Annotated in this window: 17 protein-coding genes; 11 read left to right on the forward strand and 6 right to left on the reverse strand. The window is 65.1% G+C overall.

The annotated features are described in order from the left end of the window. Positions 1-175: 175 nt before the first annotated feature. Positions 176-1,561: an FAD-binding oxidoreductase gene (locus EL255_RS09750; protein WP_042653710.1), complete on the forward strand. Its 1,386-nt coding sequence runs from the start codon at positions 176-178 to the stop codon at positions 1,559-1,561. A 76-nt stretch (positions 1,562-1,637) separates the two neighbouring features. Beyond that, positions 1,638-2,024, forward strand: coding sequence for a cupin domain-containing protein (locus tag EL255_RS09755; RefSeq protein WP_042653711.1), 387 nt, complete (start codon positions 1,638-1,640; stop codon positions 2,022-2,024). A gap of 112 nt (positions 2,025-2,136) precedes the next feature. On the opposite strand, the gene EL255_RS09760 is transcribed toward EL255_RS09755, so the two are convergent. Next, positions 2,137-3,030: a LysR family transcriptional regulator gene (locus tag EL255_RS09760; protein ID WP_042653712.1), complete on the reverse strand. Its 894-nt coding sequence runs from the start codon at positions 3,028-3,030 to the stop codon at positions 2,137-2,139. Between the two features lie 160 nt (positions 3,031-3,190). On the opposite strand from EL255_RS09760, the gene fdhD reads away from it, so the two are divergent. From fdhD to EL255_RS09775, 3 genes are all read left to right on the forward strand, one after another. Beyond that, positions 3,191-3,976 (forward strand): formate dehydrogenase accessory sulfurtransferase FdhD, encoded by a 786-nt coding sequence (gene fdhD, locus EL255_RS09765; RefSeq protein WP_042653713.1) that lies wholly within the window; start codon positions 3,191-3,193, stop codon positions 3,974-3,976. Further along, the gene (locus EL255_RS09770; RefSeq protein ID WP_042653714.1) at positions 3,960-6,251 is read left to right on the forward strand and encodes an FdhF/YdeP family oxidoreductase; all 2,292 of its coding nucleotides are present in this window, start codon (positions 3,960-3,962) and stop codon (positions 6,249-6,251) included. Before fdhD ends, EL255_RS09770 begins: the two co-directional genes overlap by 17 nt. 275 nt (positions 6,252-6,526) lie before the next feature. Beyond that, the gene (locus EL255_RS09775) at positions 6,527-7,657 is read left to right on the forward strand and encodes a BamA/TamA family outer membrane protein (protein WP_232018934.1); all 1,131 of its coding nucleotides are present in this window, start codon (positions 6,527-6,529) and stop codon (positions 7,655-7,657) included. A gap of 16 nt (positions 7,658-7,673) precedes the next feature. On the opposite strand, the gene EL255_RS09780 is transcribed toward EL255_RS09775, so the two are convergent. Together EL255_RS09780 and EL255_RS09785 are read right to left on the reverse strand one after the other, a co-directional pair. Continuing rightward, a complete protein-coding gene (locus tag EL255_RS09780) occupies positions 7,674-9,251 on the reverse strand; it encodes a sensor domain-containing diguanylate cyclase (RefSeq protein WP_042653715.1) in 1,578 nt (525 codons plus the stop codon). 229 nt (positions 9,252-9,480) lie between these two features. Further along, a complete protein-coding gene (locus EL255_RS09785) occupies positions 9,481-10,383 on the reverse strand; it encodes a LysR family transcriptional regulator (protein WP_042653716.1) in 903 nt (300 codons plus the stop codon). A gap of 166 nt (positions 10,384-10,549) precedes the next feature. On the opposite strand from EL255_RS09785, the gene EL255_RS09790 reads away from it, so the two are divergent. Continuing rightward, the gene (locus EL255_RS09790) at positions 10,550-11,986 is read left to right on the forward strand and encodes a glycoside hydrolase family 1 protein (protein WP_042653717.1); all 1,437 of its coding nucleotides are present in this window, start codon (positions 10,550-10,552) and stop codon (positions 11,984-11,986) included. Positions 11,987-12,144: 158 nt separating this feature from the next. On the opposite strand, the gene EL255_RS09795 is transcribed toward EL255_RS09790, so the two are convergent. After that, positions 12,145-12,903 (reverse strand): SDR family NAD(P)-dependent oxidoreductase, encoded by a 759-nt coding sequence (locus EL255_RS09795; protein ID WP_042653718.1) that lies wholly within the window; start codon positions 12,901-12,903, stop codon positions 12,145-12,147. A gap of 127 nt (positions 12,904-13,030) precedes the next feature. On the opposite strand from EL255_RS09795, the gene EL255_RS09800 reads away from it, so the two are divergent. Further along, on the forward strand, positions 13,031-13,954 hold the full coding sequence (locus EL255_RS09800) for a LysR family transcriptional regulator (protein WP_042653719.1): 924 nt from the start codon (positions 13,031-13,033) through the stop codon (positions 13,952-13,954). Here the strand turns inward: EL255_RS09800 and EL255_RS09805 are convergent. Next, positions 13,934-14,944 (reverse strand): helix-turn-helix domain-containing protein, encoded by a 1,011-nt coding sequence (locus tag EL255_RS09805; protein WP_042653720.1) that lies wholly within the window; start codon positions 14,942-14,944, stop codon positions 13,934-13,936. The genes EL255_RS09800 and EL255_RS09805 overlap by 21 nt on opposite strands. A 228-nt stretch (positions 14,945-15,172) precedes the next feature. On the opposite strand from EL255_RS09805, the gene EL255_RS09810 reads away from it, so the two are divergent. The 3 genes from EL255_RS09810 (at position 15,173) to EL255_RS09820 (ending at position 19,263) form a co-directional block, all read left to right on the forward strand. Next, on the forward strand, positions 15,173-17,197 hold the full coding sequence (locus EL255_RS09810) for a glycoside hydrolase family 3 protein (RefSeq protein ID WP_042653721.1): 2,025 nt from the start codon (positions 15,173-15,175) through the stop codon (positions 17,195-17,197). Between the two features lie 197 nt (positions 17,198-17,394). After that, positions 17,395-18,240 carry a deoxyribonuclease IV gene (gene nfo, locus EL255_RS09815; RefSeq protein WP_042653722.1) on the forward strand — a complete coding sequence of 282 codons (846 nt, stop codon included), beginning with the start codon at positions 17,395-17,397 and terminating at the stop codon, positions 18,238-18,240. Between the two features lie 21 nt (positions 18,241-18,261). After that, positions 18,262-19,263 carry a Gfo/Idh/MocA family protein gene (locus EL255_RS09820; protein WP_042653723.1) on the forward strand — a complete coding sequence of 334 codons (1,002 nt, stop codon included), beginning with the start codon at positions 18,262-18,264 and terminating at the stop codon, positions 19,261-19,263. Between the two features lie 69 nt (positions 19,264-19,332). On the opposite strand, the gene EL255_RS09825 is transcribed toward EL255_RS09820, so the two are convergent. Next, the gene (locus EL255_RS09825) at positions 19,333-20,247 is read right to left on the reverse strand and encodes a LysR substrate-binding domain-containing protein (RefSeq protein WP_042653724.1); all 915 of its coding nucleotides are present in this window, start codon (positions 20,245-20,247) and stop codon (positions 19,333-19,335) included. 104 nt (positions 20,248-20,351) lie between these two features. On the opposite strand from EL255_RS09825, the gene EL255_RS09830 reads away from it, so the two are divergent. Beyond that, positions 20,352-21,341: a TDT family transporter gene (locus EL255_RS09830; protein WP_042653770.1), complete on the forward strand. Its 990-nt coding sequence runs from the start codon at positions 20,352-20,354 to the stop codon at positions 21,339-21,341. Positions 21,342-21,417: the final 76 nt, after the last annotated feature.

Here is a 21,417-nt window from a genome sequence, read left to right on the forward strand (position 1 = left end):
GCGCGAACACACGGTGGCTGCCCGTGGATCGAACAGATTCGTTTAGCCACCGCTCATCTTCCTGATCGCCTCGGTTTGGGTCATGACAGTTTGCTGCCGCGCCCACCCATCAGCTGAGCACCTTTGGGAAAGGGCACCATAATCAGTTGTCAGGTGCAAACAAAAAGGTGGCGCCATGAAGCCGTTACGAAATGCCAATATCGACGAGTTCAAAGCGCACTTCCGGGGGGAGGTGCTTCTTGCTGCAGACGCGGATTACGACGAGGTGCGCCAGATCTGGAACGCCATGATCGACCGCAAGCCCGCGCTGATCGCCCGCTGCACCTCGCCCGAAGATGTCATGCAGGCCGTCGAGTTCGCGCGAAAACACGACCTCCTCGTCTCGATCCGAGGGGGTGGACACAATATCGCGGGCAATGCCGTGTGCGACGGTGGTCTGATGATCGACCTCTCATTGATGAAGAGTGTGCAAGTGGACCCGGCCACTCGCCGGGCCAGCGTCGAGCCCGGCTGCACCCTCGCCGACGTCGATGCGGCCGTACAGGCCCACGGCCTCGCCACGCCCCTGGGCATCAACTCGACCACGGGGGTGGCCGGTCTGACGCTCGGCGGCGGGTTCGGCTGGCTGAGCCGGAAGTTCGGCATGACCATCGACAACCTGCTCTCCGCGGAAGTCATCACGGCGGATGGCCGCCAGCTGCATGCCAGCGCAACGGAAAACGCGGATCTCTTTTGGGGGCTGCGGGGGGGAGGTGGCAATTTCGGTGTCGTCACCCGCTTCGAGTTCCAGCTCCATCCCGTCGGGCCGGATGTACTGAGCGGGCTCATCGTCTTTGCGTTCGATCAGGCGAAGCTCGTGTTGACGCGGTTCGCCCGTTTCACCGAGACGATGCCGGACGAGCTCAGCGTCTGGATGGTCACGCGCAAGGCGCCTCCGCTGCCCTTCCTGCCCGAAGACGTGCACGGCAAGGAGATGGTCGCGCTCGCCCTGTGCTATGCGGGCGATCCCAAAGAGGGGGAGAGGCTGATCGAACCGCTGCGCGGGTTTGGCACCGTGCTCGGCGAGCACATCGGGGTACAACCATACGTCGCCTGGCAGCAGGCATTCGATCCGCTCCTGTCGAAGGGGGCGCGCAACTACTGGAAGTCGCACAACTTCTCGCAGCTCAGCGACGGCGCGATCGACGCCATCATCGAATACGCCGGCAAGTTGCCGTCGCCCCAGTGCGAGATCTTCATCGGCACGATCGGCGGCCAGACGGCCCGCGTCGCGCCCGAGGCGATGGCCTACTCGAGCCGGGATGCCAACTATGTGATGAACGTGCACGGTCGCTGGGAGTCGGCCGGCGAGGACGAGCGCTGCATCGCCTGGGCGCGCGAGTTCTTTACCAAGTCGCAACCCTTTGCCAGCAGCGGCGCCTACATCAACTTCCTCACCCAGGACGAGACCGACCGCATCGCCTTCGCCTACGGTGCGACCTACGATCGGTTGGTGGAGATCAAGAAGAAGTACGACCCGACCAACCTCTTCCGGATGAACCAGAACATCAAACCGGTATGAGCAGCGATCATGCGCCATGCAACCTAAGCCAGAGATCGTTATTCGACCTCCACAACCACCATCGAGGAGCGTAGATATGCGTATTTCCAAGCAGGACGTACCCGTCAGAATCCAGGTGCCGGGCGCCATCGCGCGGCAACAGACCGAATTTGGCGACGCGACCGGATACGGCATGATCAGCGGCGAATACTTTTCCCTCGGCGCGGGCACGGATATAGCACCGCTGCTGCAAGGGCTGAAGGACGATCTGTGCCAGGCCCCGCACTGGGGCTATGTATTGCAGGGCGAACTGTCGGTCACCTATGGGGATGGTTCGAGCGAGGTGATCAGCGGTGGGGATCTGTTCTATTGGCCACCCGGGCACACGGTGAGGGTCGGTCAAGACGCCGAGGTCGTTCTGTTCAGTCCGCAGCACGAGCACAGTGAGGTGATCGATCACATGCTCCACAAGCTGGGCAGCTGAGTCAGTTCTCACTATTCAATCGAGAGGACCATCATCGGTGCGATGATGGTCCCTGAATTTCCCCCAGTTCCAGACCCTCCAACGCGTTCAAATGAGACAATCCCCTCAGGGATTACGACTCATCCACTTCCGCCATATCGAGAAACGCGCGCATGGCCGGGGTGACGCTCTGCTTGCGGGTGATGAAGGCGGTGGTGCCCGCCGTCGCGTCCTCCAGCGGCTGGCAGTGCACCTTGAACAGCTGGTTGGCGGTGCTGGCGATGCCGGCGCTGACCACGGCGCTGCCCAGACCATGGCTCACCGCATTGACCAGGTGGAACAGGGAGTCGGTCTCGAGCACCACCTTGAAACTCAGCTGCTGGCGGGCGGCGGCCTGCTCGAAATGGTGGCGAAACTGCATGGTCCTGCTCGGCAGGATCAGGGGGAGGGGTTGCAGATCGGCCAGTTTCAACGGGCCCTGGTTGGCGGTGCCGCCCGCCGCGGGCCGGGGGCTGAGCACCGCCATCGGATTGGGGCGGCGCAGCTGCACGTCGAGGGAGCGGCGCTGGCCGTCGGTGAGCGGCTCGTCAAAGCCGAGCCCGATGTCGGTCCGGTGCAGGTCCAGCTGCTCGAGCAGGGTGCCGTGGGTCATCACCGACAGGCGCAGAGTGACGTTGGGGTAGAGGGTATTGAAGCGCTTGATGAGCGGCATGATGTCAACGCTCGACTGCGGCACTATGCCGATGCGCAGGGCGCCACTGAGCTCGCCGCTGAACAGGCTCAGCTCCTGGCGCATCGAGTCCTGCTCCAGCAGCATCCGCTCGGCGTGGCGCAGCACCACCTCGCCGGCCTGGGTCAGCGCCACGAACTGGCTGTTGCGCACCACCAGTTCGGTGCCGAGGGATTTCTCCAGGGTAGTGATGCTGGCCGACAGGGTCGGCTGGGTGATGAAGCAGGCCTTGGCCGCCCTGGCGAAGTGGCGGTGCTGGGCCAGCTCGTAAAAGTAGCGTAACTGATTGATATTCATTGAAGCTATGCGGATGGGTACCATGAATGGGCGACAAACTTAATCAATCGAGCCTCCGTCCGCAATAGGATTGTTCTATTGGTGAATAGATTTGTTTCATTGGTTTTGCCGCCATGACTTCTCTAAACTTGGTTCTCGGATACATTTTTAAGCGTGTCGTATGGACCCTTTCAATGCATGGTTGCCCAGGCTGGACGAGCTGGTGGAAGAGGCGGCCCTGTCAGTCAATATCAACGGCATCAACCATGCCGTCATGATGGTGACCCCCGACGATCTCGATGATTTCGCCATAGGTTTCCTGTTCGGCAACGGCATCATCGCGAGCAATCAGGATGTGCACGACATCCAGACAACCTCCTCCGAGCAGGGTATGGTGCTCGATGTGACCATCGCCAACCGTTGCCTCGCCGCCCTGAGCCAGCGCAAGCGCCGCCTCACCGGCGCCACCGGCTGCGGCATCTGCGGGGTCGAGGCCATCGAACATGCCTTGCCCGCCCTGACCCCTCTAGCACCGCTGGCACCACCTGCGGCCGTGAGCCTTGCCAACTTGCGCGAGCGCATCGCCCCCTGGCAGTGCAAGGCCCGCCAGAGCGGCGCGCTCCATGCCGCGCTGGCGCTGGATGAGCAGGGTGAGATAGTGGCCTGCCGGGAAGACATAGGCCGGCACAACGCCCTGGACAAACTCATCGGCATGCAGTTGCGCCAGCCCGTGCGCGCCAGCACCCTGGTCATCACCAGCCGCTGCGGCAGCGAACTCATTCACAAGGCCGTGCAATTTGGTGCCGCTCACCTGATAAGCCTCGCATCCCCCAGCCAGCTCGCCGTGCGACTGGCCCTGAAATACAACCTGAACCTCATTCATGTGCCCAGGTTTGACGCCCCGGTCTACTATTCCCATGGCCGGCCCTCAGACCAGATCGGAGAACCCAATGTCCAGTCATATTGAGAAACCAGCCAAGGCCGGTGGATTTTCTTCTCTGCAATCCACCTTCAAGCAGGTGCTGCGCAGCCAGAAGACCCGCCAGAACATCAAGAACCTGCTGCGGGTCAACCAGACCGATGGCTTCGACTGCCCGGGCTGTGCCTGGGGTGACAACAAGCAGGGGGCCTTCCAGTTCTGCGAGAACGGCGCCAAGGCGGTGGCCTGGGAGTCGACCGGCAAGACGGTGGGGGCCGCGTTCTTTGCCGAGCATTCGGTGCGCCGCCTCGCCAGCCAGAGCGACTACTGGCTCGAATATCAGGGCCGTCTGACCGAGCCGCTGCGCTACAACCCGGCCAGCGATCACTACGAGCCGGTAAGCTGGGACCAGGCCTTCGCCATCATCGCCGCCAAGCTGCAGAGCCTGGCCAGCCCGGACGAGGTGGAGTTCTATACCTCGGGGCGGGCGAGCAACGAGGCCTCCTACCTCTATCAGCTGTTCAGTCGCCTCTATGGCACCAACAACTTCCCGGATTGCTCCAACATGTGCCACGAGGCGAGCGGCGTCGGCCTGATCCAGTCGGTCGGGGTGGGCAAGGGCACTGTGGTGCTGGAGGACTTCGACGTCGCCAAGGCGATCTTCGTGTTCGGCCAGAACCCGGGTACCAACCACCCGCGCATGATGAACGCCCTGCGCCAGGCGGCGCGCCAGGGCTGCCAGATTGTCACCTTCAACAACCTCAAAGAGGTGGCGCTGGAGCGCTTCGCCAGCCCCCAGAGCCCGGCCGAGCTGCTGACCCAGGCGGCCACCCGCATCAGCCACCAGTACCTGACCCCCAAGCTGGGCGGTGACATGGCGGCGGTGCGCGGCATGGCCAAGTACATCCTGGAGGAGGAGGGCGGACGCATCGATCTCGCCTTCATCGAGCAGCATACCGCGCACTTCGATCAGTACCTTGAGCAGGTGCGCGCCACCGACTGGGCCCAGATAGAGGCCCAGTCCGGGCTTGGCCGGGACGCCATCAGCCAGGCGGCCAGGATCTTTGCCCAGAGCGACAGCGTGATCAGCTGCTGGGCCATGGGGATCACCCAGCACAAGCACTCGGTCGACACCATCCGCGAGATCGTCAACCTGCACCTGATGTGCGGCCAGATTGGCAAACCGGGGGCGGGGCTCTGCCCGGTGCGCGGCCACAGCAACGTGCAGGGCAACCGCACCATGGGCATCAACGAGAAGCCGAATGCGGCCTTCATCGACCGCCTCGAGCGCCGTTTCTCGGGGCTCAAGCGCACGCCTGGGCACAACGTCTACGAGGCGCTCAAGGCCCTGCACGCAGGCCAGAGCAAGATGATCGTCTGCCTCGGCGGCAACCTGGCGGCGGCCGCGCCGGACACCGAGTTCACCTATGAGGCGCTGCGCAACAGCGAGCTGAACGTGCAGATCAGCACCAAGCTCAACCGCAGCCACTTGATGGTCTCCCGGGATGCGCTGATCCTGCCCTGTCTCGGTCGCACCGAGCTCGACCGGCAGCGCACCGGCATCCAGAAGATCACCGTGGAAGACACCTTCAGCATGGTGCACGCCTCGACCGGCATGAACGATCCTGTCTCCCCGCTCTGCCTGTCCGAGATCGACATAGTCGCCCGCATGGCCGAGGCGACCCTGGGGAGCGAGCGGGTCGACTGGCTGGCCCTGCGCGATGACTACGGACTGCTGCGGGATCTGATCGCCGAGACCATCGCCGGCTTTGACGACTTCAATCGCCGCATCGAGGAGCCCTGCGGCTTCCACCTCGAGAACGCGGCGGCCAAGCTGCGCTGGAATACCCGCAGCGGCCTCGCCGAGTTCAGGCCGAGCCGGTTGCCGGACTCCATCCTGCCCGACTGCACCCGCCACGCCGAGCAGATGGTGGATCAGCCGGTCTTGCTGCTGCAGAGTCTGCGCTCCCACGATCAGTACAACACCACCATCTACGGCATGGACGATCGCTATCGCGGCATCAAGGGGCGGCGCAACGTGGTGTTCATGAACGAGGCGGATGCCCGCGCGCTCGGGTTGGCCGAGGAGCAACAGGTGGACATGGCCGCCATCTGCAACGACGGGCGCGAACGGGTGGTGCGCGGCTTTAGCGTCATCTTCTACGAGATCCCGCGGGGCAACATCGCCGCCTACTACCCGGAGACCAACCCGCTGGTCGCCATCGAGAGCATAGGCGAGGGCTCCTTCACCCCGACCTCCAAGTCCATCCCGGTGCTGGTGAGCCCGACCAGGGCGCCGGCCAGCCTCGCCGTCAACCTGTAGCCTGTCGCGCCATCCCATTCGACCCCTGCCATCGGCAGGGGTTTTTTCATCTCTGGCGTTCGTGCTAACCCAGAGTGCGGCGAAGCTGTATGGCGATTGTACGGCTAACCATCTTTGGGTAGCTGGGGTCCGGGCTTGCCGATATGCTTGCCCCCCTTTCCTGGTCGCCCGTGATGAATGTCAGCGGCCGGCAACCTGAATACGGAACACGCCTGCGAAGCTGGGTGGCCCAGCGCCGCCGCAGTACCGCGCGTGACCCAGTGCGGATCCCATACATGCGTAACTCGACCTCCCCTCTGCTGGCCGGCCTGGCCCTCACCATGACCCTGGCGGCGGCCCCCGTGACCGCGGCAGAACCCGCCAACGAGGATGCGAAAGCCGGCCAGGATGGCAAGCAGGGCGAGGAGACGGCGAAGGCCGATCGTTCCCCCTGGCTGTTCGTGCCCCTGCTGAGCTCCAGCCCCAAGCTGGACACGGCGGCGGGCCTGATGGTGGGTTATCTGCACCAGTTCGATGAAGAGTCGCGTCCGTCGCTGTTCACCCTCTCGGCCAAGTACACCACCTCCGAGTCCCTGATCGCCAGCGCCTTCGCCAAGACCTCGTTCGGGGCGGATCACCACCGTATCGTCGGTGGCATCATCTCCGGCGACATCAACAACAGCTACGAGGACTACCTCGGCACCGGCCGTGCCCTCGAGACCAATGACAACTTCCGCTCCGCCTTCTTCCGTTACTTGTACCGGGTGGAGGGGGACTGGTTCGTCGGCGGCATGGCGGCGTACTCCAACTACGAGATGCAGGGTCAGGATCCGCAGTCGGATCAGATCCTCGACGAGCTGGGACTGGAGGGCTTCACCTCGGGGGGGCTCGGGCTGGTGGTGCAGCATGACTCTCGCGACAGCGACTTCAGCGCGACCAAGGGCTGGTACCTCAACGTCAACAACCTGGCCTATCGGGAGGGCTTGGGGGGAGAGCAGGACTTCGACATCTACCGGGTCGACTACCGGGGCTACTGGAGTCACGGGGAGGGTAACGTGCTCGCCTGGCGCAATCGCAACCAGTTCTCGCACGACGCGCCGAGCGGATCCTATTCCCCCATCTATCTGCGCGGCTACACCCCGGGCGAGTACTTGGCCCAGAACATGTCGGCGGTCGAGGTCGAGGAGCGCTACAAGCTGGCGGATCGCTGGACCCTCACCGCCTTCGCCGGGGTGGCCTGTCTCTACGGCGACGCCGTCAACGGTGAGTCACTGGACTGCTCCGACAGTGACAACATCTATCCCGCCTGGGGGGCGGGGGTCCAGTATCTGCTCAAGCCGGAGGCGGGCATAGTCGCCAACCTCGAGTATGCGATGGGCAAGGATGACAACTCGGGCATCTATCTGAAGATGGGTTACAGCTTCTGACGCTGGGCCCCGCCCATCAACACATTCCCACCACCACGCAATTCCTGCCTTGGTGCTTGGCTTCATAAAGCGCCTTGTCCGCACACTTGAGCACCTCCCCCAGGGTGGCGCTGGCATGTTCGGGCCAATGCGCCACGCCGAGGGAGAGGGTGACTCGTCCCACCCTGGCCATCTCATGGGCCGCTACCTTCAGCCGCAGCCGCTCGGCGATCGCCTGGGCCTGCGACAGCGAGACCCCGGGTAGCAGCAACAGAAACTCCTCACCGCCGCTGCGGAACAGGGCCGCATCCGGCCTGATCTCCTGCTGCATCAGGCCGGCCAGGGCGATGATCACCTCATCCCCGACGTCGTGACCGAAGTTGTCATTGATGGCCTTGAAGTGATCGATATCCAGTGCGATGACGGACAGGGCCCGGCGCTCGGCCTGATATTCATCCAGCATCTGCTGCATCGCCCGCCGATTGAGGAGCCCGGTCATGGGATCGGTGTGACTGTCGTTGTGCAACTTGTCGATCTTGGTATTGAGCAGGCCCAGCCCCTTGAGGATGGCCTGCTTCAACTGGGCCGCCTCGAAGTACCAGGCGCGGATGCCGGCGATGTTGGAAATCGCCTCCTGCTGATCCATCAGCCTGGCCCGGTTGGCCAGCTGGCGCAGCGGCCGGGAGATGAAGGTCGCCGAGAGCCAGATGACGAAGAGGATGAAGAGGGTGAGAGGGACCATCTGCATCAGCACGCCGGACAACTGCTCGTCGAGCCCCGCCAGGGTGGCGCTGCGCGGGCGCTGGGCGACTATGCCCCAGCTCGCGCTGGCAACCGGTGCGAAGCCGGCCAGCATGTCGGTGCCCCCGGAGTTGATCACACTCAGCGCCCCCTGCTGCCCGTTCAGCACCTCGTCGACCACCTGGTTGTCCTCGATCTTCTGGCCGATGCGCTGGGGATCCGGGTGGTAGATCAGCGTCTTCTCCCGATCGACCACATAGAGGTAGGAGCCATCCTGGTAGTAGTGCTGGCCCAGCATGCTGGAGAGGATGCTGGCCGACTGCAGGTAGATGGTGCCGGCGACGTAGCCGAGATAGCGCTGATCGGCCGCAAACACCGGGTAGGAGAGGCTGATGAGGTAGTTGCCGGAGAGCGAGACGAAGGGGTCCGAGATCAGCGGCTGCTGCAGGTTGAGGGCTTGCCGGGAGATGGGGGAGCTGAGCTTGGCCCCCTTGAGCTGCAGCGTCTCGGGGGAGACGGCGACTATGGTGGCGTCGCGGTTGACGATGACCACCGAGTTGAAGGTGTTGGTCTGCAGGCGCAGGCGGCTGACCTCCTCGTCGAGGCCCCCCAGGTCCCTGGCCTGCAGCAGCGGCGCCAGCAGGGAGGCGCTGTAGGCCAGCTGCCCCTGGGCGGATTGGAGCATGGCATCGGCGGAGGCGGCCAGCTTGGCGGCATAGACCCGGTTGGCCTCCAGGGTGCTGGCGATCAGCAGCTGTCGCTGGGCCTGGTGGACGGCGTAGAAACTGTTACCAAAGGTGGCCAGCACGCCGAGGACGGCCAGGGCCAGGATGAGGCGGTGCAAATCGAATTTCAGCAGCCAGTGAGGTGGCATGGGGGACAGGGATCCTTGTCGGGCGGCGCATCGAGCGCCGGGGTCTATGGGGAGATTCTAATGGGCTTGTCCGCCGAAAAGCTACTGCTAATCAGGCGGCGCGCCCATGGCGCTCAGCACTTTCTGGCCACCCGAGCCTCTTTCATCCCGAATCCATCCTTCCGTTCAGCCGTCGAGCTCCGCCTTGCGCAACGAGGCCGACCGCAGGCTCAGCCGGCAGGGCGCTACGCTATCGACTCTGAGCCAGGGCCATGTCTCGGCCGCGGAGCTCGGGATCCCCGAGTTCGGCCACCGTCTGCCAGAAGGCGTCGATGAGCGGGTTGTCGCCCTGGGGCGGGCGGGTGAGGCCGATGATCCAGCTCGCCTCGGGCTCCATGAGCGGCAGGGCGATCACGTCCGGGTGCTCTATGGTGGTGGAGGAGGGCACCAGGGTCCAGGCGATGCCCGCCGCCGCGGTGGCGATGCCGGCGGCGAAGTCGTTCACATACTGGATGTCGCGAAAACGCAGCCCGCTCTGGGCCAGGTAGTGCACGAATTGATCGTGGAAGGAGGGGGCTTTGTCCCGGCGCAAGATGGCCAGCGGCTTGTCCACCAGATCCGCAAAGCCGCCTATCCCGCGGTAGCTGGCGGGCAGCACGGCGACGAAATGGGCGCGCACCACCGGCAGGAAGTGCCAGCCCCTGGGGGCGGGCAGGCGGCAGAAGCCGAGATCCAGCTTGCCCTCGGCGAGCGCCATCAGCTGGTGATGGGTGGAGAGATCGTTGAGCTCGATATTCACCCGGGGGCGGGTCGCCCGAAAGCGGGCGATGGCGGCGGGCACCAGCAGCTTGGTGGCCACCCCGAAGCCGATGCGCAGGCTGCCGCCGCTGCCCGCCAGCACGTCGCGGGCGGTGCGGCCGAGCTGCTCGCTCTGCGCCACCAGGGCGCAGGCATCCGCATAGAGCGCCCGCCCGAGCAGGGTCAGCCGGGTGCTGCTGGCGTTGCGCTCGAACAGTTCGCCGCCAAACTCCGCCTCCAGCCGCCGTATCTGCTTGCTCAGGGCCGACTGGGTGATGTGCTGGCGCGCCGCCGCCTGGCCAAAGTGCAATACCTCCCCCAGGGTGACGAAGGCCTTCAGGTCTCTCAGCTCCATCGCTGCTCCTTCATTCCTGTTTGGAATGTTGAATGGTCAAAATTGTCATTGGACGGAATTTTAAAACTGTTCGATGCTTATGCCAATTCATTCGGGGTGCCTATCTGATCGGCACCCGTTCATTCGAGGTGGCCAGCGCCATCGCAAGCAGAAGGAGACACACCAGATGCATCATCCCAAGATCAATGACTTCCCCAAGGACTTCCTGTGGGGGGCCGCCTCCGCCGCCTATCAGGTAGAAGGGGCCTGGAAGGACGATGGCAAGGGCCCCTCGGTGTGGGACGTCTTCACCAAGCTGCCGGGCAAGACCTTCCAGGGCAGCAACGGCGACGTGGCGGTGGATCACTATCATCGCGTAGAGGAAGACGTGGCGCTGATGGCCGAGATGGGGCTCAAGGCCTATCGCTTCTCGGTGAGCTGGCCGCGCATCTTCCCCACCGGTCGCGGTGAAGTGAATGAGGCGGGGCTCGCCTTCTACGAGCGGCTCATCGACAGCCTGATCGCCCACGGCATCGAGCCGGTGCTGACGCTCTACCACTGGGATCTGCCCCAGGCGCTGCAGGAAGAGTACGGCGGCTGGGAAGACAGGCGCATCATCGACGACTTCGAGCGCTACTGCGTCACCCTCTATCAGCGCTTCGCCGGCAAGGTGAAGTACTGGGTTTCCCTCAACGAGCAGAACTACAACCTGACCAACGCCTACCAGCTCGGCACCCATCCGCCCGCGGTGCAGGACAGGAAGCGCTTCTTCGCCGCCAACCACATCGCGTTTCTGGCCAACGCCCGGGTCATCAAGGCGTTCCGCCAGCATGTACCCGGCGGCCTCATCGGCCCGAGCTTCGCCTATTCCCCCGCTTATCCGGCATCCTGCTCGCCCAGCGACATGCTGGCCTATGAGAATGCCGAGGAGTTCACCAACCTCTGGTGGCTGGATGCCTACTGCTTCGGTCGTTACCCCCAGGCGGCGCTCGCCTACCTGAGGGAGACCGGCGAGGCCCCCGAGATCCTGCCGGGGGATCTGGCGCTCTTGCGAGAGGGGACGCCGGATTACATCGGGGTCAATTACTACTACACCCTGACCTTCACCGACAACCCGATCGGCGGCCAGACCATGCAGCGCATCAACACCACGGGCCAGAAGGGCACCACGCCGTCGAGCGGTGTCCCCGGTCTCTACAAGACCACCCCGAACCCGCACCTTGAGACCAGCAACTGGGACTGGGCCATCGATCCCACCGGGATGCGCATCGCCCTGCGTCGGCTCTCGTCCCGCTACGGCCTGCCGCTGATGATCACCGAAAACGGCCTCGGCGAGTTTGACAAGCTGACCGCGGACGGCCGGGTGCACGACGACTACCGCATCGCCTACCTGCAGAGCCACCTGAAGGCCTGTCAGGAGGCGCTGCAGGACGGGGTCGAGCTGCTCGGCTACTGCGCCTGGTCCTTCACCGACATCCTGAGCTGGCTCAACGGCTACCAGAAGCGCTACGGCTTCGTCTATATCGAGCGGGACGAGCAGAGCAGCGGCTCCTTGCGCCGCATCAAGAAAGACAGCTTCCACTGGTATCAGTCGGTGATCGCCTCCGGCGGCAAGACGCTGTAAGGCGTCGCCCCGGCGCACGGACGGTGCCAGCCCGCTGGGCCAGTCATGCAAGCGGTCAGGTAAAACCGGGCAGACACAAAGAGGCCCCACCTTATGGTGGGGCCTCTTGTTTTTGCGCTCTCCAGGGCTCCCGAGACGATGGGGTCCGGGATGGACACTCAGATAAAGATGCCGCCCGAGACCTCGATGCGCTGGGCGTTGAGCCAGCGGTTGTCATCGGAGAGCAGGGCGGCGATCACGCCGCCGACGTCGTCGGGCTGGCCGACCCGCCCCAGCGCGGTCTGGCTCGCGATGCGCTCGTTGACCGCCTTGTTGTCGCGCACCAGGCCGCCGCCAAAGTCGGTCTCGATGGCGCCGGGGGCCACCACGTTGACGGCGATCCCCCGCGGGCCCAGCTCCAGGGCCAGATAGCGGCTCAGCACCTCGATGCCCCCCTTCATGGCCGCATAGGCGGCATAACCCGGCAGGGCGAAGCGGGTGAGACCGGTGGAGAGGTTGACGATGCGCCCGCCGTCCATGATCAGCGGCAACAACTGCTGGGTCAGGAAGAAGGTCCCCTTGAGGTGGATGTTGAGCAGGGTGTCGAACTGCTGCTCCGTGGTCTGCTCGAAGTCGGCGTGGATGCCGATGCCGGCGTTGTTGACCAGGAAGTTGAAGCGCTCGCGCTGCCACTCCCGTTGCAGCAGCTGGCGCACCTCGTCCGCAAAGGCCGTGAAGGAGGCGCTGTCACCCACATCCAGCGCCAGCGCCTGGGCCTTGACCCCGAGCGCCCGCGCCTGGGTCACCACGCTGGCGGCCTCGTCGGCCTGACTGCGGTAGGTGATGATGAGGTCGACCCCCTTCGCCGCGAGGGCCAGGGCCGAGTGTTTGCCGAGGCCGCGGCTGGCACCGGTGATGAGGGCAATGGGGTGGGTCATGCTGTGACTCCTGTCTGGGGGATGTAAGGGGGTGTGTTGAACTTACCTCTTCACTCTATTGGTGCTTTCATGCGAGATAAAGAGGGTGATAATGAATGCACTGTTCCGTTTGAAAGGATAATAGCCCATGGATCAACTGGATGAGATGAGGCTCTTCATGCGGGTCGCCGAGCTCGAGAGCTTCAGCCGCAGCGCCGAGCAGCTCGGGATCCCCAAGGCGACCCTCTCCGCCGCCATCCGCCGGCTGGAGGAGCGAATGGGCACCCGCCTGCTGCAGCGCACCACGAGGCGGGTGCAGCTGACCACGGATGGTCAGCTCTGTTACGCCCGCTGTCGGGATCTGCTGGCGGACATGGAGGAGTTCGGTGGCCTGTTTCGTCAGGAGGGGCAGATCTCGGGGCAACTACGGGTGGACATGCCGAGCCGGATGGCGCGCCATCTGGTGATCCCGGCGCTGCCCGCCCTGCTGGCGGCCCATCCCGCCTTGCAACTGATGCTGAGCAGCACGGACAGGCGGGTCGATCTGGTGCGCGAGGGCTTTGACTGCGTGGTGCGGGTCGGAGCGCTGGAGTCCTCTAGCCTGGTGGCGCGCCCCCTCGGCCAGTATCGCCAGATCAACTGTGCGAGCGCCGGCTACCTGGCCGCCCACGGGCTGCCCCAAAGCCTGGCGGATCTGAGCCGTCACCGGCTGGTGCACTATGGCACCGGGCTGGGGCGCAGCGAGCCCGGTTTCGAGTACCTGGCCGAGGATGGCAGCCGCGCCCTGTTGCCCATGGCGGGGGCGCTCACGGTCAACGACAGCGAATCCTATCTCGCGGCGGCGCGGGCGGGGCTTGGCATCATCCAGATGCCGCGGGTCGGGGTGGAGCCACTGCTGGGCAGCGGCGAGCTGGTGACTATATTGCCTCGGTGGCAGGCGCCGCCGCTGCCCATTCACGCCCTCTATGCCCATCGTCGCCAGCTGGCCCCCAGGGTGCAGCTGTTCATCCGCTGGCTGGCAGAGTTGCTCGAGACGGCCCTGGCCACCGAGTCAGGCTCGGCTGCGCCTTGAGCGGTACTGACTGGGGGACTGGGCGAAGGCCCCCTTGAAGAAGCGGCTGAAGCTGCTCTGGCTGGCGAAGCCGAGCCGTCCACCCACCTCCTGCAATTGCAGGCCAGGATCCTGCAGCAGGCGGCAGGCCTCCTCCCGTCTGACCTGATCCAGCAGCGCCGAGAAGTGGCAGCCCTCCTCGCGCAGGTAACGATTGAGGGTCCAGCGGGTCAGCTTGAGCGTCTCGCAGAGCTCGCCGAGCAGCCGGTGGGGCTCGCCGTCCCCCTGCCAGAGCCGCAGCCGGATCAGCTCCAGCACCCGCTCACGGTAGCGGGTCGGCGGGTGGAGCAGGCTCATCTGGTTGCCAAGCTCCCCCAGCAGCAGGGGCTGCAGGGCGAGGTTGTGGCCGGCATAGGCGAGATCGAGCAGGGCGGCGGGGAAGCGCAGCTCAAAGCCCGTTCCCAGTTGCAGCCGCCCTCCCAGCCAGGCGGCCAGCTCGCGCCACAGCTTGGGGCGCACCGGCGTCGGCAGCACCAGCTGGCCCTGCCCCGGGTGGTAAAACTGGAGCAGGGCATAGAGGTGGCAGAGGTTGGCCAGGCTGCTGATGGCGATCACGTCCGGGTGAGCGGACTCCGAATGGTAGCTGAGCCTGGCTTGTCCCTCTTCCTCCCGCAGGAGGATCCGGTCGCACTCGCCGATCAGGGGGCGGTAGGAGAGGAAGAAGTGCAGCGCCTGGCGCAGGGTGGCGGCATTGCAGCAGAGGCTGGCCAGGGGCAGGAAGTCGGCAAACAGCCCGGTCAGCGAGGGGGGCGCCCAGCCGCGGGCGAGATCCGCATGGGGGGCGACCTGGGCCAGCAGCCGGAAGTGGCGCTGGGCATCGATCCTGCCCTGGGGCAGCTGCAGCTCTTCTCTGGCTATCCCGGCGGCGAGCAGGAGCTGGGCCGGATCCCGCCCTTGAGTCTGCCAGTGGGCGAGGCAATGCTGGGCTATCCGGTTGGAGACTGTCTTCACGGCGAAATCCTTGTCGGCGGTGGCCCACCATGATCCAGCACCGGCCACAAATTGCTGTGACTCAGGTGCGGTTAATTGTTTCAATATTGTAACCAAGGGTAACCCTGCAACCCTTTTCACAGTTTTGCATGCTGCTCCCAGCGGGCAATTTCCTGCACCCGGCGGGCAAGTGAAGGGGCTGGCTTTTCCATAGAGTGGCCTGACCTACACACATGGAAGGTCACAATAATGAAATACCACCGTCTCGCCCTGACCATAGGCGCCCTGCTGCTGGCAGGGTGCAACAATGACAACGACTCCACCCCCAAGCCCGAGCAACCCGACCTGGGGCACCGCTCGGTGGCCCTGATCGAGCAGGATGGCCTGCAATTCAAGGATCTGGATGCCAGCGGCGACCTGACCCCCTATGAAGACTGGCGCCTCGGTGCCGACGAGCGGGCGCGGGATCTGGTGGCGCGACTCACCCTGGCCCAGAAGGCGGGGCTGATGATGCACGGCACCCTGGTGCTAGACGGAGAGGGGCGGGTCAATCTGGCCGCCATGGACAAGATGCTGAAGAGTGATGGGGTCAACACCTTCATCACCCGCATGGCCGGCGATCCGGCGGCGATCGCCGAGGACAACAACCGGCTGCAGGCGCTGCTGGAGGGGGTCGGCCTTGGCATCCCGATGACGGTCAGCACAGATCCGCGCAATCACTTCACCCATGATCCCAATGCCACCAGCATCGGCGCCGGCGCCTTCTCCCAGTGGCCAGAGACACTGGGTCTCGCCGCCATCGGCGATGCCGCCCTGGTGCAGCGCTTCGGCGACATCGCCCGCCAGGAGTACCGCGCCGTGGGGATCCAGGAGGCCCTGTCACCCCAGGCGGATCTTGCGACCGAGCCGCGCTGGGGCCGCATCAACGGCACCTTCGGCGAGAACAACCAGCTTGCCAAGTCCCTGGTCAAGGCCTACATCGAGGGCTTCCAGCAGGGGAGTGACGGCATAGGCCCGCAGAGCGTCGTTACCGTGGTCAAGCACTTCGCCGGGGCCGGCCCGCAGAAGGACGGGCTGGATGCCCACAACCCCTGGGGCAAGGAGCAGGTCTATCCGGGGGGCCAGTTCGCCTACCATCTGGTGCCCTTCGAGGGAGCCTTCGAGGCCAAGGTGGGGGCTGTCATGCCCTACTATGCCCTGCCGGAGGGCTTGACCCATGAGGGACAGGCCATCGAGGAGGTGGGCTTTGGCTTCAACCGCCAGATCCTGACCGAGCTGTTGCGGGGCCACTTCGGATTCGAGGGGGTGGTGCTCAGCGACTGGGGCATAGTCAACGACTGCAACGCCCGCTGCGAGGAGGGGTTGAGTCAGGAGGAGGTGGCGGCCGGCGTCAGCCCCTGGACTGTGCCCTTTGGCATGTCCTGGGGGGTGGAGAACCTGACCAAGGCCCAGCGCTACGCCAAGGCCATCGCCGCCGGGGTGGATCAGTTCGGTGGTGTTGAGGATCCGGCCCCCCTGCTGGCGGCCGTGCAGGCGGGTCTGGTGACCGAGGCGGCGGTGTCGAACTCGGCCCTGCGCATCCTCGAGCAGAAGTTCGCACTGGGACTGTTTGAGAACCCCTACGTGGATGCCCAGGCGGCGGTGACCCTGGTCGGCAACAGCGCCTTCCAGCAGGAGGCCCAGGCGGCGCAGGCGGCGGCCCACGTGCTGCTGAAGAATGACGGCGCCTTGCTGCCACTCAAGGCCGAGGGCAAACGGGTCTATCTCCATAACGTCAATGCCGAGGTGGCGACGGCCAATGGCTATACGGTGGTGACGGATCTGGCCCAGGCCGATCTCGCCATCGCTAGGGTCAATGCCCCCGGCGAGCAGGATCCCCGCTTCCCGTTTGGCAGCATCCACTTCGGTCAGCTTGGCTTCGCCAGCAGCGATCAGGTGGAGCAGGAGACCGCCCATGAGGGGGTCTACCATGGGGCGGACGAGCTGGCCGCCATCCAGGCCATCGAGCAGGCCGGGGTGCCGCTGGTGCTGTCGGTCTATCTGGACAGGCCCGCCATCCTGACCGAGGTGGCCCCTGCGGCCCAGGTGTTGCTGGCCAACTTCGGTGCCCTGGATCAGGCGCTGTTCGACGTCATCAGCGGCAAGGCCAAGGCCAGGGGCAAGCTGCCGTTCGAGCTGCCCTCCAGCTGGCAGGCGGTGCTGAACCAGCAGTCGGATGTGGCGAGCGACTCTGCCAGCCCGCTCTACCCCTATGGTGCCGGGCTTGACTACTGAGCCTTGGCTGACCACCATCCTGAACGAGGCGCCTGCGGGCGCCTTTTCTATGGTGGCCATCGACAATCCCGGTTTGGCGCGGGCGGGGGGCTTGGGCATAATGGCGCCTCACAACGCAGACCCCATGAGGCGCCGCATCGGACGTTCAGCTTGGCGCGGGTCTGCCTGATGACGGTTCACAGTGCAGAGGAGATGTTATGAAATTTATCGGAGCCCACGTCAGTGCCGCCGGCGGGGTGGAAAACACCATCGCCCGCGCGCAGGCCATCGGGGCCAATGCCTTCGCCCTGTTCACCAAGAACCAGCGCCAATGGCAGGCGGCGCCGCTCTCCGAGGCCAGCATTCGCGCCTTCAAACAGGCCTGCGACAAGGCGGGCTTTAGCCCCGAGCAGATCCTGCCCCACGACAGCTACCTCATCAATCTGGGTCATCCGGACCCCGATGCCCTGGCCAAGTCCAGGGATGCGTTTCTGGACGAGCTCAAGCGCTGCGAGCAGCTTGGCCTCTGCTACCTCAACTTCCATCCCGGCAGCCACCTGAAGCAGATCCCCGAGGCCGTCAGCCTGAAGCTGGTGAGCGAGTCCATCAACTGGGCGCTGGAGCGTAGCCAGGGGGTCAGCGCCGTGATCGAGAACACCGCCGGGCAGGGCACCAACCTCGGCTGGTCGTTCGAGCACCTGGCCACCATCATCGACGGGGTGGAGGACAAGAGCCGGGTCGGCATCTGCTTCGACACCTGCCACGCCTTCGCCGCCGGCTACGATCTGCGCAGCGCCGAGAGCTGTGCCCAGGTGTTTGCGGATTTCGATCGCATCGTGGGCTTTCAGTACCTGAAGGGGATGCACATCAACGGTGCCAAGTGTACCTTCGGTAGCCGGGTCGACCGCCACCACAGCCTGCTGCAAGGGAATCTGGGGGAGGCGGTGTTCCACCACATCATGAACGATGCGCGCTTCGACGGCATTCCGCTGATCCTGGAGACCATAGACGAGACGATCTGGGGTGACGAGATCCGCTGGCTGCGCAGTCTGGTCAAGGCATAACCGGTGCAGGAGAGAGAACGGATGCAAACAGAGGAACTGACGGGGGCGCCACTGCGCTGGGGCATCGCCGGGGCGGGGGCCATAGCGCGCCGTTTCTGCCAGGATGTGAACCTGCACGCCGGCGCGGGCCGGGTGGTGGCGATCGCCGCCCGTGATCAGGGGCGGGCGAACGCGTTTGCCCGGGAGCAGGGACTGGCGCTGGCCTATGGCAGCTACCAGGCGCTGGCCGAGAGCACCGAGGTCGATGCCGTCTATGTGGCGGTGATCCACCCGGAGCATGCCGGGCTGATCAGGCAGATGTTGCTGGCAGGCAAGCACGTGCTGGTGGAGAAACCCGCCGTCACCCGGGTGGCGGATTGGGATGCGCTGGTGGCGCTTGCCCATGAGCGTGGCCTCTTGCTGCTCGAGGCCATGAAGGTGATGTGCTTCCCGGCCATGCGCGCCCTGCTGGCGCGGCTGCCCGCCTTGCCCGCTCCCCGCTCGCTGCGGGCGGCGTTCGGCTCGGTGCAGGAGCGAGGCGGCAAGCTGTTTGATCCTGGCCTGGACGGCGGTGCCGGCTGGGACGTCGGCGTCTATCCGCTCTGGCTCTATGCCGCCTTCTGTGAGCGACTGGGGCTGGCGGCGGGAGAGCCCGAGCTGCGTCTGGTGCGGGCCGAGGGGGAGGTGGATCTCGCGGCGCACTTCGTGTTTAACGGGCCCCTTGCGGCCGAACTCGGCGCCTCCATAGTCGAGGATCTCGACAAGAGTGCCTATCTGAGCGGAGATGTGAACGGAGAGCGCTGGGAGCTGGTACTGGAGGGCAAGTGGTGGAACCCGCAGCATGTTCGCCTGCTATCCGCCGGGCCCCTGGCCCATTGGCCTGAGGATATTCACCTGCCGGTGCTGGGGGGCGGCATGCAGCATGAGGCGGATCACTTCGCCGATTGCGTCCGCCAGGGGCTGCTGGACTCCCCCTGGCTGCCCCAGGCCCTGAGCCGCCGGGTGCTGGGCTGGGTCGAGGCGGGGCTGCAGATCGGGCGCTGAGTGGCCCGCTGCCATCCTGTCTGACCGAATGAAAGAGGGCGCCACGGCGCCCTCTTCGTCATGGGGTTATCAGGGCTTCAAGGCACCGGCTCGTGCCTGCTCAGGGCCTTGCTGGCTGCGGCAAAATGCCAGGAAGCGGCGCAGGGCGGCGGAGTGGTACTTCTGCTTGTGCCAGATGAGGGAGAGTCGGCGGGGGAAGGACTGGCTGAGGGAGAGCGCCACCAGGCGGCCGCTCTGCAACCGATCCGCCACCGCCAATCGGGAGACGAAGGAGAGGCCGAGGCCATGCTCCACCGCCAGCATGACGGCCTCCAGGGTGTTGAGCTCGAGCCCCGCCCGCCAGTGCGGCAGCCTGGGCTGGAGCTGCTGCTCGAACTGCTCGCGGCTGCCGGACTGGGGTTCGCGCAGCACCCAGGTTTCGCCGTCTAGCCGCTCGGGGGAGAGGGCGGCGTGCGCGGCAAGGGGGTGGGTTGGCGGGGCTATGATCAGCATCTCGTCCTCGAGCCAGGGCTCGGTCACCAGATCCGGGTGATGGTTCTCTCCCTCGATCAGCGCCAGATCCAGCTCGAAGTTGGCGAGGGCATGGCACAGCAGATGGGTGTTGGCGATGGTCACCCTGGGGGGCAGCCCCAGCTCGTGGGCGCTGTCGGCCAGCAGGCTCGGCAGCAGGTAGTTGCCTATGGTCTGGCTGGCGCCGAGCCGCAGCTGGCCGCTGGGCTCGGCATCCGGGCGAAACAGCTGCTCTATCTCCTGCATCCGGGTCAACAGCTCCTCGGCGGCCGGCTGCAGCAGGCGCCCCTCGTTGTTGAGTTGCAGCCGCGGATGCACCCGGTCGAACAGCGGGGTGGCGAGCTGGCGCTCCAGCTCCTGCAGCGACTGGGAGACGGCACCCTTGCTCAGGCAGAGCTCGCCCGCCGCCAGCCCCAGGTTGCCGTGGCGGGCTATGGTGGCGAACACCTTGAGTTGTTGCAGGGTCAGCTTCATTTTTGTTTGGTTTTCCTGAACGCTTAATTCAATTCATTTAGATATCGTAAACGATAGACCCTCATTATCCTATGCACATCGTCATCAATAAGAGGGTATCAGACATGATCGCAAGAACCCGCCGCTCCCTGGCCGCCGCCCCGACCCCCATGGCAGGGCTGGCACTCGGGATCGCCAGCCTTGGCTGGTGTTGGGAAAACGCCGGTCAGTTCGATGGTCGCCTGCAACTGCTGGGCGGGGCCATCGCCGCGGCCCTGCTGCTGATCCTCACCTGCAAGTTCGTGCTGCACCCGCGGCTGCTGTGGCAGGATCTGGCCCACCCCGTGGTCGGCAGCGTGGTGCCCACCTATGCCATGGCCACCATGGTGGTCTCCAAGGCCGTCGGGTTGCTGGCGCCGGCGCTCGGCCAGGGGCTCTGGCTGTTTGCGGTGGTGCTGCACCTGCTGTTCCTGGCCACCTTCATCTGGCACCGGGCCAAGGCGTTCGAGCTCCATCACATGGTGCCGAGCTGGTTCGTGCCGCCGGTCGGGATCATAGTGGCGGACGTCGCCTATCCGGGCGGCCCCTTCGCCGGGCTGGCCAACGGTCTGCTCTGGTTCGGCATGATCTGCTACGGCCTGATGCTGCCGTTGATGCTCTATCGCCTCATCTTCAGCCACGAGGTGCCGGATGCCGCCAAGCCGACCATCGCCATCCTGGCCGCCCCCGCCAGCCTCTCCTTGGCCGGCTACCTGACCGTGAGCCAGGATCCGTCGCTGCTGCTGGTGGCCACCCTGCTCGGGATAGCACTCCTGATGACGGGCATCATCTACCTGGCCTTCGTCAAGCTGCTGCGTCTGCCGTTCTCGCCAGGGTTTGCCGCCTTCACCTTCCCGCTGGTGATAGGTGCCACCGCCCTGTTCAAGGTGGCTCACCTGCTGGCGCAGTGGCCTGAGGCGGCGCACTATGCGGCGCAGATCACCCGGCTGGCCTATGTCGAGCTCGGTGTGGCGACCCTGATCGTCGGTTACGTGGCGCTGCGTTACCTGATGTTTTTCTTGCCCCTTGGCCAGGCGCGCATGACGGTGGCAAACCCGCCTCTGGCGCGTCGCTGAGGGCGCTGTCGGACTTAGGCTGACCGTCCAATCTTGTCATCGGCAAAACACCCCCTCATGCGGGGTGTTTTGCATT

Source organism: Aeromonas encheleia, from assembly GCF_900637545.1.
GTDB classification, from domain to species: domain Bacteria; phylum Pseudomonadota; class Gammaproteobacteria; order Enterobacterales; family Aeromonadaceae; genus Aeromonas; species Aeromonas encheleia.

Coding starts and splice junctions, on each gene's coding strand:
- EL255_RS09830 (WP_042653770.1), top strand. CDS start 20,352: ATGATCGCAAGAACCCGCCGCTCCCTGGCCGCCGCCCCGACCCCCATG.
- EL255_RS09795 (WP_042653718.1), bottom strand. CDS start 12,903: ATGACCCACCCCATTGCCCTCATCACCGGTGCCAGCCGCGGCCTCGGC.
- EL255_RS09785 (WP_042653716.1), bottom strand. CDS start 10,383: ATGGAGCTGAGAGACCTGAAGGCCTTCGTCACCCTGGGGGAGGTATTG.
- EL255_RS09760 (WP_042653712.1), bottom strand. CDS start 3,030: ATGAATATCAATCAGTTACGCTACTTTTACGAGCTGGCCCAGCACCGC.
- EL255_RS09790 (WP_042653717.1), top strand. CDS start 10,550: ATGCATCATCCCAAGATCAATGACTTCCCCAAGGACTTCCTGTGGGGG.
- EL255_RS09780 (WP_042653715.1), bottom strand. CDS start 9,251: ATGCCACCTCACTGGCTGCTGAAATTCGATTTGCACCGCCTCATCCTG.
- EL255_RS09770 (WP_042653714.1), top strand. CDS start 3,960: ATGTCCAGTCATATTGAGAAACCAGCCAAGGCCGGTGGATTTTCTTCT.
- EL255_RS09820 (WP_042653723.1), top strand. CDS start 18,262: ATGCAAACAGAGGAACTGACGGGGGCGCCACTGCGCTGGGGCATCGCC.
- EL255_RS09750 (WP_042653710.1), top strand. CDS start 176: ATGAAGCCGTTACGAAATGCCAATATCGACGAGTTCAAAGCGCACTTC.
- nfo (WP_042653722.1), top strand. CDS start 17,395: ATGAAATTTATCGGAGCCCACGTCAGTGCCGCCGGCGGGGTGGAAAAC.
- EL255_RS09800 (WP_042653719.1), top strand. CDS start 13,031: ATGGATCAACTGGATGAGATGAGGCTCTTCATGCGGGTCGCCGAGCTC.
- EL255_RS09775 (WP_232018934.1), top strand. CDS start 6,527: ATGCGTAACTCGACCTCCCCTCTGCTGGCCGGCCTGGCCCTCACCATG.
- EL255_RS09810 (WP_042653721.1), top strand. CDS start 15,173: ATGAAATACCACCGTCTCGCCCTGACCATAGGCGCCCTGCTGCTGGCA.
- EL255_RS09825 (WP_042653724.1), bottom strand. CDS start 20,247: ATGAAGCTGACCCTGCAACAACTCAAGGTGTTCGCCACCATAGCCCGC.
- EL255_RS09755 (WP_042653711.1), top strand. CDS start 1,638: ATGCGTATTTCCAAGCAGGACGTACCCGTCAGAATCCAGGTGCCGGGC.
- fdhD (WP_042653713.1), top strand. CDS start 3,191: ATGGACCCTTTCAATGCATGGTTGCCCAGGCTGGACGAGCTGGTGGAA.